The sequence below is a fragment of the Pseudarthrobacter sp. AG30 genome (assembly GCF_003116525.1).
Taxonomy (GTDB): domain Bacteria; phylum Actinomycetota; class Actinomycetes; order Actinomycetales; family Micrococcaceae; genus Arthrobacter.
In genome coordinates this window covers 39,336-53,414 of sequence record NZ_QEHL01000009.1, presented here as the reverse complement: position 1 = coordinate 53,414, position 14,079 = coordinate 39,336, and the positions used below count along the sequence as shown (strand labels likewise).

The window sequence follows — 14,079 nt, the reverse complement described above, 5'->3', positions numbered from 1 at the left end:
GGCCCGGCGCCCGTCGCGGGCATACAGTCGGACTATGCCCAGTGTGCGGAGGTTCTCCGCGCCCCTTCCCCGAAGGACAGCACGGGCACCGAAGCCCGCGGCCGCCGTCGCCCTTGGACTGGTGCTTGCGGCAGGTGCCCTGGCGGGCTGCGAATATACGTACGACGACGGCCGGGCCGGTGCCGTCCAGGGCGGCACTACCATCGCCCCGGTTCCAGCGTTCACCCGCGATCCTTTGCAACAGGACCCGGTCAGCGGCGCCGACCTCGATGATTGGGTGTCCCGTGCCCTGCCGGAGGGTACGGCACCCGAGGTCCAGGCCGATGCCGGGTTGTTGGGGTCCGGCGAAGTGCGGACCGTGGCATCACCGGCCCTGGAGGCCGGCACATACTCGCTGGCCTTGGCCTGCCGAAGCCAACGCCGGGTGGCGTTCACTGTGAGCACCGAGGACGTGACGCTGGTGGATCTTGGCCTTCGCTGCGGCATCAACCGGGAGAACGTCTTCTATCTCTCCACCCGGAGCGTCCTGACGGTGCGGCTGGAAGCGGGCAGCGCGGCGAACTATGCGTTCCGGCTACGCAGGCTTTGACGTGCGGGCTCAGGCAGCGGCGCAGCCTTCGGGGCAGCGGAGCGTCTCCGGGCTGGAGGCGCACCCGGCGCAGTACAGCGTCAGGGTCCGGCAGCTGGGGTTGGAGCAGTTCTCGAATTTGCTGGTGGGTGCCGAGCAGCGGGCACACTGGCCGATCGTCTTGGCGTCCTCGCTGAACTCGAGGTGCATGCGCTTGTCGAAGACGTAGAGTGAGCCTTCCCAGAGCCCCTGGTCCTTGAAGGCCTCGCCATAGCGGACAATGCCGCCGTCGAGCTGGTAGACCTCCTTGAAGCCGCGGTTCACCATCAGGCTGGAGAGGACCTCGCAGCGGATGCCGCCGGTGCAGTAGGTGACCACGGGCTTGTCCTTGAGGTCGTCGTACTTGCCCGAGTCGAGTTCCTTGATGAAGTCGTGCGTGGTGGCGACGTCGGGGACCACGGCGTCCTTGAACCGGCCGATTTGGGCCTCAAAGGCATTCCTGCCGTCGAAGAACACCACGTCCTCGCCGCCCTGCTTCTTGGCGTCCACCAGTTCGTGCAGTTCCTCGGGCTTGAGGTGCTTGCCTCCGCCCACCACTCCATTGGCGTCGACGGTCAATTCTCCGGGCGCACCGAAGGAGACGATCTCGTCCCGCACCTTGACGCTGAGCCTGGGAAAGTCCCCTGCGCCGCCGTCGGACCACTTCACGTCGATGCCCCGGAACCCCGGGTACTCGCGGGTGGTCTTGACGTACTGTTTGACTGCGCCGATTTCCCCGCCCACCGTGGCGTTGATTCCGTCCTTGGAGATAAGGATGCGGCCGGTCAGGCCGAGCTTCTCGCAGAGGGCGCGCTGCCAAAGCCGCACGGCGTCCGGATCCGCGATGGGGGTAAAGCCGTAAAAGAGCACAATTCGGTTCAATGCCACGTATTTAAGGGTACCGCCGGCCCGGAGCAGGTTACCGCCGGCCCGGGAGCGGGGGCGCATCACAATTCCATAAGCACTGGGCCACCCCCTGTTGCTTGCGATCCTGCTGGAATAGTCTTCATGCCATGAGTCAGGAAACCCTGGTTGAAGACATCACTGGCCTTTTTCAGGTGTGGGTTGCGGGCTGGGCCGGATGTCGCGGCTACCGGACCTCGACGCAGGGCCGGTTCCCCGCTGTGCTCCGGGCTGATACCAGCGGTGACTGGGAAGTTTTTGCGTCCGAACCCAGCCCCGACGAATTCGCGGCCCTCGCCGCCACGACTGCCGAAGCGCCCGCCCGCGTGCTGACCATCCTTACGCACGATCCCGCCCGGTTCACCGGCCTGGCGGCCAAGCACGGGTTGAACGTCACCTCGGATTCGCAGACGATGATGATCGTGGACATGGAGACCCAGGACGCCGAGGATCCATGGCTTTCCGACGACGACCTGAGCCTGTCCACGTTCGAGCGGGATGGCGTGCACTACGCAGAGGTCCGCTCCGGGGACGAGATCGCGGCCAGCGGAAGGGTATTCGTCGTGGGCGATACCGCGGTGTTCGACAAGATCATCACCGAGCCCGCATTCCAGCGCAGGGGCCTGGGCAGCCTCATCATGCGGGCCTTGGCGGCACAGGCCTTCGGCCACGACGTGCGCACAGGACTCCTGCTGGCGTCCACTGACGGACAGAAGCTGTACTCACACCTGGGCTGGACCACGGTGGCCCGCGTCCTGATGCTCTCGGCGTCCCACGACGGAGCGGATCTTTCGCTCAGCTGAGGGTGCCACGGCCCGGTTGTGCGTTTGGCGAACCGCTGCCCTCCGGCTTGGTGCCGGGTGGAAGAATGGTGGGGTGACCCCCCATGACTCCCTGATTCCCCTCCTGGGCCGCGGCCCGGAACCGGAACAGCTCCGTCATGTCCGCACCATCCCTGCGCGGGAGGCGGTCCACGAGCCTTGGCCTGAATGGATGCACCCGGACCTCGTTGAGGCATACGGCTCGCTCGGCATCCGGGAGCCGTACCGCCACCAGGTGGAGGCAGCCAACGCCGCCCATGAGGGGAAACACGTGGTGGTGGCCACCGGAACCGCGTCGGGGAAATCTCTGGCGTACCAGTTGCCGGCGCTGGACGCGATCCACCGGTCGGAGTTGCGTGTGCTGGCCGACCCTGGGAAGATCCACGACGACGGCGCCGTGACGCTGTACCTCTCCCCCACCAAGGCACTGGCGGCGGACCAGTTGAACGCCATCCGGGCTTTGAAACTGCCTACGGTCCGGGCGGAGACCTACGACGGGGATACCGATCCAGCTGCCCGCCGCTGGATCCGGGACCACGCGAACTTCATCCTGGCCAACCCAGACATGCTGCACTTCGGCATCCTCCCCAACCACGCGTGGTGGGCGTCGTTCTTCCGCCGGTTGCGCTATGTCATCGTCGATGAGGCGCACAGTTACCGTGGCGTGTTCGGCTCCCATGTGGCTAACCTGATGCGGCGGCTGCGCCGGATCTGCGCCTACTACGGGGCAGGATCGTCGTACCCGGAGCCGGTGTTCATTGCGGCATCGGCCACGGCGTCGGAGCCTGACGTCTCCTTCGCGCGCCTCATTGGCGCCCCCGTCACTGCGGTGTCCGGCGACTGCTCGCCCCACGGTGCCACCACGGTGGCACTCTGGGAACCGGCGCTGACGGACGTCCGCGGCGAGAACGGTGCCAAGGAACGACGGACGGCCGTGGCGGAGACCTCTGACCTGCTGGCCAACCTGGTGTCCGCGCAGATCCGCACCATCGCGTTCATCAAGTCACGACGTGGCGCGGAAACCATCTCCGCCATTACCAAACGGCTCCTTGACGAGGTGGATCCGAGCCTGCCGCAACGGGTGGCCGCGTACCGCTCGGGCTACCTGCCGGAGGAACGCCGGGCGGTGGAGAAGGCGTTGCGTTCCGGCCAGTTGCTGGGTGTTTCCAGTACGTCGGCCCTGGAACTGGGGATCGACATTTCCGGCCTTGATGCGGTCCTGGTGGCCGGGTGGCCCGGGACGCGGGCCTCGCTGTTCCAGCAGATCGGCAGGGCGGGCCGCGCCGGCCAGGATGCGATTGCGGCCTTCGTGGCAAGCGATGACCCCCTGGATACCTACCTGGTGAACCATCCCGAAGCCATCTTCGACGTTTCAGTGGAAGCAACAGTCTTTGACCCGTCCAATCCCTACGTCCTGGGGCCGCATCTGTGCGCCGCTGCCGCTGAACTTCCGCTGGGACCGGCGGAGCTCGATCTCTTCGGCGATACCGCAGAGATGCTCCTGGACCGGCTGGTGGCACAGGGCTACCTCCGGCGCCGGCCGGCCGGCTGGTTCTGGACCCATTCGCAGAGTGCCGCCGCCATGGTCAACCTCCGGGCGGACGGAGGGGGACCCGTCAGCATCGTGGACGCCGAGACCGGTTCGCTCCTGGGAACCATGGACTCACCGCAGACCCACTACCAGGCGCACACCGGGGCGGTGTACGTCCACCAGGGCGACACCTATGTGGTGGAGGACCTCAACGAAGACGACCACTGCGTCATGGTGCGGCGCGCCAACCCGGACTATTACACGACCGCGCGGGACGTGACCCAGATCGAGGTGCTGGAGACCCAGCGAACCATGCAGTGGGGTGACGTGACGGTCCACTTCGGCGACGTAAAGGTCACCACCCAGGTGGTTTCCTTCCAGCGCAAGGCACTGATTTCCAATGAGGTGCTGGGCGAGGAACCGTTGGAGCTGGGCGCACGCGACCTTTTCACCAAAGCGGTGTGGTTCGTGGTGGAGAACCGTTCCCTGACGGCGGCGGGACTGATCGAGGCACAGTTCCCGGGTGCCTTGCACGCTGCCGAACACGCGGCAATAGGGCTTCTTCCCCTGGTGGCTTCCAGCGACCGGTGGGATATCGGCGGGGTCTCAACCGCACTGCACGCCGATACCGGGGTGCCCACCATCTTTGTGTATGACGGGCACCCCGGGGGCGCCGGGTTCGCCGAACGGGGGTTCGACAAGGCCATGGTGTGGCTGGCGGCCACGCGGGACGCCATCAAGGCCTGCGAGTGTGACACCGGCTGCCCGTCCTGTGTCCAGTCGCCCAAGTGCGGCAATAAGAACAACCCGTTGGACAAGGCCGCGGCGGTAACCCTGCTGGATGTCCTGCTCAAGGACGCCTCGGAAGCCAGCCGGGAGGTGCTGGACGCCAGGAGCTGAGCGGAACGTGCCGGTCGGAAGGACGTGCAGGGCTGAAGAACGTGGGGACTGAAGGACCTGCAGGCTGAAGGATGTGCGGCGCGGCGTGGACAGTCCCGTGCGCCGCCCCCCATGGCATCTCCTCACGGAGGTGGCCCGGCCCGTGCATGTCCCGTGGCGGCGCCCAGGAGCGACCGTTCGTTAAGCTCGGTCCGCACGTCAATCGTCTGCCCGGCACCTTCCACGCAACTGATCACTGTGGCGGCATGGCGGCCCGATACCTCTGAGGCAACCATGCAGGGTTCCCCGGTGGTGATGCCGCGGAGGGCGTCGGCCGCTGCGAGGGCTGCCAAGTCCGCGGCTGCAGCCGCCCGGCTGGCCAGCACGGCCGACTGGGCGAGCAAGAGCATGACGGCCATGGCTGTCATGACCACCAGCGCGAGCCCTGCCGCCATGACCGTTCCGGAGCCGCGCTCCCGGCCATCGTGCGCACCCGTCCAGCTGGACGAACCGCCAAGGCGACCCAGCCTGTCGGCTGGGCACTCCCTTGAGGCTGGGCGGCACGCGCGGACCTTTGCTGGGAGGCACGTTTCCATCCCCGTCACCGGTTTCCCTTTCCATCGGTCAGGCCGCTGCCGTTGCGGGTCCCGTCTGCGCCACCGGTTCCCGGCGACTCACTCCGCGTCGACGCGCGTGCGGTGAGGGTCCACGGAATGGACGCTCCCAGGGGTCCGGACACATGGTCGGTGACGGTGATGCTGAACCATTCGCCGTCGGCCGCAATGGACGCGGCCGCCGAGTCGCCGGCAAGGGTCCTGACTGTATGTTGCACGGCGCCGGGGTCTTCGCCTCGGGCCAGGGCCCGCGCCCCGGCGCGGGCTCCTTCTTCGATCCGCAGTTGCGTCATACCTGCGGCGGCTCCGGCCAGCAGCATGGCAAGCAGCGCCAGTACCGCCGGCAGCGCCACGGCGAACTCTGCTGTGACCGCGCCCCTGGCCATCCCCCTGGGCGACACATCGGCAGTGCCCGGTACATTGTGTTTGTCCGGCGCATGGGGCGGGTCCTGCGAACTGGTGTTGCCCGCTGCCTGGGGTTTGTCCGGCGAACGGGTCCTGCCCGGTGCATGGGGCGTGTCGGGTGAATCGGCAGTGCCCGGCGCATGGGAGCCGGTCACGGCAACGCCAGCGCGGTCCGGATCAGGTTCAGCAGGAAGCCGCGGACTTCATCACTGCGAAGGATGAACACGAGCAGCCCGGCGAAGCCGACAGCGGCCAGGGTGGCGATGGCATATTCCGCCGTGGCCATACCTGCCTCAGAGCCCAGCAGTTCGGCCCTGCGCCGGTTCCCATGCCGGAATGGATCCGATCCCGGGTAAAGCTCAACGACATTGCCGTCTGCGGCCGCTGCGCCGTGCCTGGCAGAAGCGATGGGCGCGGAAGCGTGCCCGGTACCGCCGGTGGCGAACCCTTGACCGCCGGGTGAGGTGCCGGCCGTGGCGGAGTCGGCGAGCGCAGAGGTTCCGGCGGAGCAGCGGTGGTGGTGGATGGACATGTGTTTTCCTTTCGCGGGTCTGCCGGGGTGTTTCCCGGCTGTCTCGACTCTTCCCGCCGGCGCTGCGGCCGGTAAGGGGTGGGGTGGGCTAAGTGGAAAAGCCGGGCCGCCGCCAGCTTGTGGAGGAAAGGACAGAGGCGCCGGGGTACCCGGGCGGAGGTCTAGGAACCGGATGGAACCAAGGCAAGCAGCACCGGGACGACGCCCAGGCAGATGAAGGCCGGCAGCGAGCAAAGGCCCAGCGGGACCACCAGCTTCACGCCGAGCGACGCGGCGCGTTTTTCTGCGGCACGGAATCTCTCCCGCCGAAGCCTTGCAGCCTGCGCATACAGGATCGCGGACGAGGGTGCGCCGGTCAGCGCGGCAAACCCCAGGGCATCCCGAAGCTCCAGGACCTCCGGGAGCCGTACCGCGGAGCTGCGCCACGCCGTCTCCCAGTCGGCGCCGATGGCCAACGCGGAGACCACAGGACGCAGCGAGTCCCGGTAGTGGGGGGCTGCGGAAGCGGCCACCAGTTCCAGCGAACGTCCGATTCCGGCGCCGGCATCCAGCATCGCCGCCACAAGTTCGAGCATCATGGCCGTGTCCTTGAGGCCGCGGGCGCAGCGGTTTTCGGTCCGCGCAGCCGCCTGGGGGTGGTTCTCCCGCGGGGTGTCCAGGTTAAGCTGCCGCAGGCGTTGGCGTGACCGGCTGCGGCCCGAGCACGACAACCAGGCAGCCATCGCGAGGAGCAGGAATAGGGCCGGCCCGTGGCCCCATTCCGGCATCATGGCCCTGACTCCGCAGCGGCCGAAACGAGCCGGGCGGACCACACCCGGCCGGCCAGGGTGAGGACTACGCCGCCTGCCAGCGCTGCCAGTCCCAGCGGAGTGCCCAGCAGCGTGGCCACCGGATCGACCCCCAAGGCTGCGCCCAGGCCAAGTCCCATCAACGGAAGCCAGGTCAGCAGGCGGACCGTGGCCTTAGGCCCGGCGAGGGCCGTCTGCCTGGCGGCGTCGGCGTCCTCCGCGGCCTCCAGCTGGGCCGCGAACCTGGTCAGCACGTCAGCGAGCGGGCATCCGCTGGCTTCAGCGATATCGAGGCAGGCCGCCAGCTCGGACCATGTTCCGGCTTCACGGTCCCGGCCCGGAAATGCCGTGGGAAGCACCCGACGGATGGCCTCGGACACGGGAGCTCCGGTAGCCGCGGCTGCACGCGCTGATGCGAGGACTGTGGTTGACCCCCTCGACAGTACGGGGCGGTCGGGGCATGCGGCGTCCTGGAGCCGCTGCTCTTGGCCGCCGGGGACGCCGTACACGGTCCACAGTTCATCCCACAGCCGGGCGGGCGTCCTTCCGCCCCTGAGCAGCGCCGCCAATTGCTGCACCACCAGGGTTAGGCCCATTCCGCGTTTACCGACAGAGTCGCGGCCGGCGCGCCGGGACCACGGCACCATCGTGCGCCTGGGGGTTCGTTGCGCACCCGGGGAATTCCGCGCCACGGAACGCAACCTCGCCGGCGCACGCAGCGGCGGTTTGAGGAGCAGCGCGGCGGTGCAAAGGAGCGCCGCCAGGAAGAGTGTCACAGGGCTTCCCCGGAATCCAGCCCCAACCGGGCTGCCAGCGCGGGCCACGCCGGGCCCGGCTTTCCGGTTTCCTCAACGGCCGGCACCACGCCAAGGCCCTCGGGACCGTCTGCGAGGAGTCCCACACAGAGGACTTCCCTGCCCCGGGGCGTCCGGCCGAGGTGGATGACCACGTCCAGCGCGCTGGCCGCCTGGAGCCGCACGGCCTCCGGTCCCAATCCGGCGAGGGCCCCGAGTGCTGTGAGCCTGGCCGGGACCGCCGTTGCGGTGTTGGCATGGATGGTTCCGCCGCCACCGCTGTGGCCGGTGTTCATCGCGGTGAGGAGCTCGCGCACTTCGGGCCCCCGGCACTCGCCCACCACCAGGCGGTCCGGGCGCATGCGCAGGGCCTGCCTGACGAGTTCCCCCAGGTCCACGGCTCCCCCGCCTTCAAGGTTTCCATGACGCGATTCAAGGGCCACCACGTGCGGGTGGACCGGGTTGAGCTCTGACGCATCCTCGATCAGGACGAGGCGTTCGTCCGGCGCACACAATCCCAACAAAGTGGACAGCAGCGTGGTCTTGCCGGAACCGGTGGCCCCGCTGACCAGGAAGCTTAACCTCCTGGCCACCACGGCCTCCAGCACTGCCTGCACCCGCGCGCCGAACATTCCGGCGGCCCGGAGCTCCGCCATGGTGAACACCTGCTCCCGGCGGATCCGGATGCTCAGGAGCGTCCCGGACGTGGAAACCGGCGGCAACACGGCGTGGACACGGTAGCCGCCGGCAAGCCTCACATCGACGCACGGCGAGCCGTCATCCAGGCGCCGGCCACCTGCAGCCACAAGCCTGCCGGCCAGTGCCCGCACCTGGGCTTCATCGGCGAACCGGACGGAAACCCGCTCGATGCCATGTCCCCGGTCCACCCAGACAGAACCCGGCTCGTTCACGAAAATGTCCGTGACGGCCGGATCCCGGGTGAGTTCCTGAAGCGGGCCCAGGCCGTTGAGTTCGGCGCTGATCCGCTCTACTGCTGCCAGCGAACCGGCGGTACCCAGCAGCTTGCCGGTGGCCTGGACCGCCGCGGCAACCCTTGAGGGCGTCACGGCCCCTGCCTCGGCCATCATCGACTCGCGGACCGACTCCAGCAGGCCGGCGTCCACTGCCCTTCCGGTCCCTGCTGCATCCTTCGACCGCCAAGAGCGGCCTGCCTGGTTGGTTTCCAGGATCCGGGCACTCCGCCGGGCGCCGGCGTTTCCTTGCGCCGCCCCGCTGCCCGAATCCCTACCAATGATTCCGGGAGTTCCCTGCGGGTGCCTCATGCCACGTCCCCCGCGTACAGGTCATCGCCCAGCCAATCGAGGGCGGCGGCGGCGAAGCGCCGGATGTTGCGCCGCTTCCCCAAGTCCAGCAGGCGGCCCGCTTCCGTGGCACCTGGTACGGCGCGCAGTTCAGGGATCCTGCCATGCACCGGCAGCCCGACGGCGTCGGCGATCAGTGAACTGTCCAACGCGGCGCCCGAACGCCCGCGGACCAGCAGTGCCGCCTCGACCGGGGGAAGCTCCTGGAGCAGTCGCACGGTTGCCACCGCCGCCTTGAGTTGGGCCGGGACCACCACCATGATCCGGTCGCAGTCCCACGCCACCGTGGTCAGCGGCCCTGCACCCCGCCCCACATCGACCACCACCAGTTCGTAGCCACGGCGGGCGGCGTCGAGGACCCCGGCCATGGCAGCGGCGGGGACCGGCAGCGGTTGCTCCCGGGTGGCAGGCCACGAGAGGAAGGACAACCCTCCCGCCGCAGGCAGGGAATCCACCAGCTGCACGGGGTCGATGCTGCCCCTGGCCTCGGCGAGGTCCGGCCAGCGGAGGCCAGGATTGTCCTCCGCGGCGAGCGCAAGTTCAAGTCCCCCGCCCCAGGGATCGCCGTCAACCATCAGGACGCGCACACCGAGCCGGGCGGCTGCCTGCGCAATCCAGATGGCAGCCGTGGTGGCCCCTGCCCCGCCGCACCCGCCCGTGATGCCCAGGACCACTCCACCCGGACCCGGTGAGCGGGACCGGCTGAGGTGATCTGCCAGCCAGGCCGCGGCGTCCGGCAGTACGGCAACGCGTTCCGCCCCCAGGGCGGCGGCGAGGTGCCAGAGGCTGTCCCCTTCACCGTCCAGGCCAACCATGACCGCCGGCGTGCGTCTGCGCGGCGGCAGTTCCCGCACATCGCTGCCCACAAGGACTGCTGCCGCGGTATCCCAGTGCCGCCCGGCTTCGACGGCATCGGGGACAACACGCAAGTGCGCCCCCGCGGCCGCCACGATGCGCTCCACCTCGGAACGCAGTACCCCGGAGGCGGTGACCAGCAATACTTCACCGGACCCATCCGGCAGCCAGGCCGCGCCTCGTACGTCCCTCCCATCGGCTGACCCAACAGTCGGGCCTGCTTCCCCGTCCGGCGGCCGCCGCGAAGGTGCCCCGGAATGTCCCGGGCCGGACCGGGGTGCGTTCAGCTGGTGCCTGCTCATGGAGCCACTCTGTCCACATCCCGACCCGTGGAGTAGGCAGGAAATCCTGTATGTGGACAACGTGCGTCGGGGCAGCTCTGCGGACAGGGCAGAATTGGAGCATGTACCTGCTGCTCGCCGCCCATTCCCGCGGCGCGGTACTCCAGCAACTGACGCAGGCGGGACATCCCGAACCGGCCAACCCGGAACCCCGGCCCGTGGCACTGACGGACCTTGCCGCCGTCGTCCGCGACCTGGAAGCCCGGCGCCCCGGCGGCCAGCCGCCCCGCTGGATTTGGCACCGGACGCAGGACTGGTATCCGGCACTGCTCAAATCCGGGGTGGAGGTGGAGCGTTGCTATGACGTCAGCCTCTGCGGCAACATCCTGGCCTTTTCGCAGTTCAGCGCGCAAACGGAGTATGCCCGGAACACGGACCGGGTCCCCGTGGAGGATCCGATGCTGCCCCCGAAGGCACTGCTGCCGCCGCGTCCCCCGGCGGACCAGGGCGCATTGTTCGAAGACCCCAACGCCGGTGCCGCGCCCGGCGTGTCCCTGGAAGAGCTACGAGCCGAATACTCGGCCCAGCAGGCCGCCATGGCTGCGGTGGACACGGCGGAAAACCGCCGGAACCGGCTCCAGCTGCTGCTGGCGGCGGAGTCAGCGGGCGCCATGGTGGCTGCGGAGATGCAGCATACTGGCGTCCCCTGGCGCGAAGACCTGCACGAACACATCCTGTCAGGCCACCTGGGGCCCCGGCCCGCCGCCGGACAGCGTCCGCCCAGGCTCGAAGCGTTGGCGGCGGAACTGCGTGGCCTGCTCAACGCTCCCGGACTCAATCCGGATTCGCCGCAGGACTTGATGCGGGCCCTGCACCGCAACGGAATCGAGGTGAAGAGCACCCGGAAATGGGAGCTGAGGGAGTCCAGCCACCCGGTCATTGAGCCGCTGCTGGAGTACAAGAGCCTGTCCCGGCTGCACACGGCCAACGGTTGGTCCTGGTTGGATGCCTGGGTGGACGGCGGCCGGTTCCGGCCGGAATACGTCGTGGGTGGCGTGGTCTCGGGCCGCTGGGCTTCCCGCGGCGGCGGCGCCCTGCAGATTCCACGCCAGGTCCGCGGTGCCGTGCACGCCGATCCCGGCCACAAGCTCATCGTTGCGGACGCCTCGCAGCTCGAACCCCGGGTTCTGGCGGCCCTCGCACAGGACTCGTCCATGGCGGAAGCGGCCCGGGACCAGGACCTCTATGCCGGGATTGCCGCCAAGGGATTCGGCGGGGACCGGGCCAAGGCGAAGATGGCGCTGCTGGGCGCAATGTATGGTGCCACGTCCGGTGAAGCAGGCCGGCTGATGCCGCAGCTGGCGCGCATCTATCCCCGCGCCGTCGACTTTGTGGAGCGGGCTGCACGTGCGGGCGAAGCCGGTGGAACGGTCACTACCAGGCTGGGCCGGAGCAGCCCTCCCCCGTCCGAGCGCTGGTACCAAAGCCAGCGTTCGTCGACAGCGGAAGAGCAACGGCGGGCTGAGTCGATCGCCCGGTCGCGGGGCCGTTTCACGCGGAACTTCGTGATCCAGGGCTCGGCGGCGGACTGGGCGGCGTGCTGGCTGGCGGAATTACGACGACGGTTGCGCACCTTGCGGGCTGACGGCGCGGTGGGGAGCGGGGCCGGCCGGCCCGAGCTGGTGTTCTTCCTCCACGACGAAGTGATGGTGCACGCGCCGGCAGGGCGGGTGGAGGCGTGCATCGCCGCCATCGAGGAAGCGGCCAGCGCCGCCAGGGAACTGTTGTTTGGCCCAATACCGGTGGAGTTTCCGGTGAGCCTTGCCGTGGTGGATTCCTACGACCGTGCCAAATAGGGCGCCTGAGGTTCGGCAAAAACACGCCTTTGAGACGCAAAGTAACCTACCGGGCGGTAGCTCGACGGGTGCGGTGACGGCGGTTACAGTCAAAATGGCTGAAGCAGATCCGGTCACTGATGCAACGACGCATACCAGGGAGGTCCCCGTCCATGGCGGGAAGATTTGAAATACACCGTGTTGGGGACGAGTCCTACCGGCTGCGGCTTACAGACGCCGAAGGGAATATCGTCGCGGTTTCTCCGACTTTTCCATCCCTGACGATGCTGCGGGACGGCATCAAGGCAATGCGGGAGAATGCCGCCACGGGCATTGTCGTGGACTTGCGCCGGCAGGCCTGACGCCTAAACCGCCACCGGGTGCAGCCGGTTCCGGTCCCACGGGACGGACCAGCCGAGCTGGTCGAACAGCCCGCTGAGCACAATGCCGGTGAACCCCCATACCAGCACGCCGTTGACGGTGAAGGCCGGGCTGTCGAACGTGCGGCCTGCCCGGTGAACGGTGGCCATCACCCGGTTGTCGGGGTCCAGCAGGTCCCGGACCGGGACGCGGAACACTTGGGCTGATTCACCGTAGTCCACCACCCGGACCGGTGACGGAGCATGCCACCAGGCGAGGACCGGCGTCACCAGAAAGTTGCTGTGCGCCAGGCCCAACTCCTGGAGGGTGCCCAGGACCTCCACGCCGGCCGAGTCCAGCCCGGTTTCCTCCTCGGCCTCCCTCAGCGCAGCCGCCACGGGTGTCTCGTCCCGGTCGATGCTGCCGCCGGGGAACGCCACCTGCCCCGGGTGGGACCCCAGGGTATGGGCCCGTTCCAGGAGAAGGACGTCCAGGTCGGCCGCGGCCAACGGCTTGCCGGACGCCGCGGGGACGTCGTCGAGCACGCCGAAAAGCATGAGGACGGCGGCCCTGCGGGCGCGCTCTACATCCACGGTCAGCGCCGCCCAGCGCGGGTCCGGGGGGCCGGCGGTTCCCGATTCGGCCTGCCGGACCAGCCTGGCGAGGTCTTCGCGCGCGCTCACGGGGTCCTCACCTGGGACGCCATCCGGATCTCGGCGGCCCGGTGCTGCTCTGACAGGTACTGCTCCAGCAGGGCTTCGCTGCCGGGCGCCAGCTCATATTTCAGGAGCTTGGCGGCCTTGGCCGGGTCCGTCTCTCCCATGCCGTAGGAGGGGCACCAGTTGGCCACGGGGCAGGCACCGCAGGCCGGCTTGCGGGCGTGGCATACGCGCCGGCCGTGGAAGATGACCCGGTGGGACAGCATGGTCCAGTCCTTGCGCTCGAAGAGCCTTGCCACGTCCTGTTCGATCTGTACGGGATCCTCCGACTGCGTCCAGCCGAACCGCTTGGTGAGGCGGGCGAAGTGGGTGTCCACGGAGATGCCCGGGACGCCGAAGGCGTTGCCCAGCACGACGTTGGCCGTCTTTCGTCCGACGCCGGGCAATGTGACCAGGTCCGTCATCCGGCCCGGAACCTCGCCGTCGAAGTCGTCCACAAGGCGCGTGCACAGCGCGAGGACGTTCTTGGCTTTGGCCCGGAAGAATCCGGTGGGCTTAAGGATGGTTTCCAGCTCCACCGGATCCGCTTCCGCCAGGGAACGGGCGTCAGGCCAGCGCGCGAACAGCACTTTGGTGACCTGGTTGACGGTGACATCCGTGGTCTGGGCGGACAGCACGGTTGCCACGAGCAGTTCGAAGGGGTTGCGGAAATCGAGTTCCGCGTGGGCGTAGGGGTATTTTTCCGCCAGCGCCTTGTGGATGCGCCGCGCCCGCCGTTTCAGTGCCAGCAAGGATTCGGCCGGGACCACGGGCATGCCGGGAACCTGGTCTTTGTTCGCGGTTTGCCCGGCGGGGTCGTTCCCGCCGGGCATGGCCGCAGGCAGCCCGGCCAT

Annotated in this window: 15 protein-coding genes; 5 read left to right on the top strand and 10 right to left on the bottom strand. The window is 68.5% G+C overall.

The window, feature by feature from the left end; all coding sequences use genetic code 11:
• Window positions 1-34 precede the first annotated feature (34 nt).
• Window positions 35-589 carry a hypothetical protein gene (locus tag DC347_RS09250; protein WP_240617740.1) on the top strand — a complete coding sequence of 185 codons (555 nt, stop codon included), beginning with the start codon at window positions 35-37 and terminating at the stop codon, window positions 587-589.
• A 9-nt stretch (window positions 590-598) separates the two neighbouring features.
• Here the strand turns inward: DC347_RS09250 and DC347_RS09245 are convergent, their stop codons facing one another.
• Window positions 599-1,495, bottom strand: a complete 897-nt coding sequence (locus DC347_RS09245; RefSeq protein ID WP_109045377.1) for a rhodanese-related sulfurtransferase — start codon at window positions 1,493-1,495, stop codon at window positions 599-601.
• Between the two features lie 125 nt (window positions 1,496-1,620).
• On the opposite strand from DC347_RS09245, the gene DC347_RS09240 reads away from it, so the two are divergent.
• Together DC347_RS09240 and DC347_RS09235 are read left to right on the top strand one after the other, a co-directional pair.
• Entirely contained in the window at window positions 1,621-2,313 is a 693-nt protein-coding gene (locus tag DC347_RS09240) for a GNAT family N-acetyltransferase (protein WP_109045168.1), read from the top strand.
• Between the two features lie 73 nt (window positions 2,314-2,386).
• Entirely contained in the window at window positions 2,387-4,762 is a 2,376-nt protein-coding gene (locus DC347_RS09235) for a DEAD/DEAH box helicase (protein WP_109045167.1), read from the top strand.
• A 122-nt stretch (window positions 4,763-4,884) separates the two neighbouring features.
• On the opposite strand, the gene DC347_RS09230 is transcribed toward DC347_RS09235, so the two are convergent.
• The 7 genes from DC347_RS09230 to ssd all read right to left on the bottom strand — a co-directional run bounded on the left by DC347_RS09230 (window position 4,885) and on the right by ssd (window position 10,194).
• Window positions 4,885-5,268, bottom strand: a complete 384-nt coding sequence (locus tag DC347_RS09230; RefSeq protein WP_109045376.1) for an Rv3654c family TadE-like protein — start codon at window positions 5,266-5,268, stop codon at window positions 4,885-4,887.
• Between the two features lie 74 nt (window positions 5,269-5,342).
• Window positions 5,343-5,915, bottom strand: a complete 573-nt coding sequence (locus DC347_RS09225; RefSeq protein WP_240617739.1) for a TadE family type IV pilus minor pilin — start codon at window positions 5,913-5,915, stop codon at window positions 5,343-5,345.
• Window positions 5,912-6,292 carry a DUF4244 domain-containing protein gene (locus DC347_RS09220; RefSeq protein WP_109045166.1) on the bottom strand — a complete coding sequence of 127 codons (381 nt, stop codon included), beginning with the start codon at window positions 6,290-6,292 and terminating at the stop codon, window positions 5,912-5,914. The genes DC347_RS09225 and DC347_RS09220 overlap by 4 nt, the downstream gene beginning before the upstream one ends.
• 161 nt (window positions 6,293-6,453) lie before the next feature.
• A complete protein-coding gene (locus DC347_RS09215; RefSeq protein ID WP_109045165.1) occupies window positions 6,454-7,062 on the bottom strand; it encodes a type II secretion system F family protein in 609 nt (202 codons plus the stop codon).
• Complete coding sequence (locus DC347_RS09210) at window positions 7,059-7,856, bottom strand: type II secretion system F family protein (RefSeq protein WP_109045164.1); 798 nt, start codon at window positions 7,854-7,856, stop codon at window positions 7,059-7,061. The genes DC347_RS09215 and DC347_RS09210 overlap by 4 nt, the downstream gene beginning before the upstream one ends.
• On the bottom strand, window positions 7,853-9,157 hold the full coding sequence (locus tag DC347_RS09205) for a TadA family conjugal transfer-associated ATPase (protein WP_206073908.1): 1,305 nt from the start codon (window positions 9,155-9,157) through the stop codon (window positions 7,853-7,855). Before DC347_RS09205 ends, DC347_RS09210 begins: the two co-directional genes overlap by 4 nt.
• Window positions 9,154-10,194: a septum site-determining protein Ssd gene (gene ssd, locus DC347_RS09200; RefSeq protein WP_109045163.1), complete on the bottom strand. Its 1,041-nt coding sequence runs from the start codon at window positions 10,192-10,194 to the stop codon at window positions 9,154-9,156. Before ssd ends, DC347_RS09205 begins: the two co-directional genes overlap by 4 nt.
• A gap of 260 nt (window positions 10,195-10,454) precedes the next feature.
• Between ssd and DC347_RS09195 the strand changes: the two genes are divergently transcribed.
• A complete protein-coding gene (locus tag DC347_RS09195) occupies window positions 10,455-12,188 on the top strand; it encodes a bifunctional 3'-5' exonuclease/DNA polymerase (RefSeq protein WP_109045162.1) in 1,734 nt (577 codons plus the stop codon).
• 152 nt (window positions 12,189-12,340) lie between these two features.
• Window positions 12,341-12,529 carry a YegP family protein gene (locus DC347_RS09190; protein ID WP_018761842.1) on the top strand — a complete coding sequence of 63 codons (189 nt, stop codon included), beginning with the start codon at window positions 12,341-12,343 and terminating at the stop codon, window positions 12,527-12,529.
• A 3-nt stretch (window positions 12,530-12,532) separates the two neighbouring features.
• On the opposite strand, the gene DC347_RS09185 is transcribed toward DC347_RS09190, so the two are convergent.
• Both DC347_RS09185 and nth read right to left on the bottom strand, forming a co-directional pair.
• The gene (locus DC347_RS09185) at window positions 12,533-13,210 is read right to left on the bottom strand and encodes a CoA pyrophosphatase (protein WP_109045161.1); all 678 of its coding nucleotides are present in this window, start codon (window positions 13,208-13,210) and stop codon (window positions 12,533-12,535) included.
• Window positions 13,207-14,001, bottom strand: a complete 795-nt coding sequence (gene nth / locus DC347_RS09180) for an endonuclease III (protein ID WP_109045374.1) — start codon at window positions 13,999-14,001, stop codon at window positions 13,207-13,209. Before nth ends, DC347_RS09185 begins: the two co-directional genes overlap by 4 nt.
• Window positions 14,002-14,079: the final 78 nt, after the last annotated feature.

Coding starts and splice junctions, on each gene's coding strand:
- DC347_RS09240 (WP_109045168.1), top strand. CDS start 1,621: ATGAGTCAGGAAACCCTGGTTGAAGACATCACTGGCCTTTTTCAGGTG.
- DC347_RS09195 (WP_109045162.1), top strand. CDS start 10,455: ATGTACCTGCTGCTCGCCGCCCATTCCCGCGGCGCGGTACTCCAGCAA.
- DC347_RS09250 (WP_240617740.1), top strand. CDS start 35: ATGCCCAGTGTGCGGAGGTTCTCCGCGCCCCTTCCCCGAAGGACAGCA.
- DC347_RS09190 (WP_018761842.1), top strand. CDS start 12,341: ATGGCGGGAAGATTTGAAATACACCGTGTTGGGGACGAGTCCTACCGG.
- nth (WP_109045374.1), bottom strand. CDS start 14,001: ATGCCCGTGGTCCCGGCCGAATCCTTGCTGGCACTGAAACGGCGGGCG.
- DC347_RS09205 (WP_206073908.1), bottom strand. CDS start 9,157: ATGAGGCACCCGCAGGGAACTCCCGGAATCATTGGTAGGGATTCGGGC.
- DC347_RS09220 (WP_109045166.1), bottom strand. CDS start 6,292: ATGTCCATCCACCACCACCGCTGCTCCGCCGGAACCTCTGCGCTCGCC.
- DC347_RS09215 (WP_109045165.1), bottom strand. CDS start 7,062: ATGATGCCGGAATGGGGCCACGGGCCGGCCCTATTCCTGCTCCTCGCG.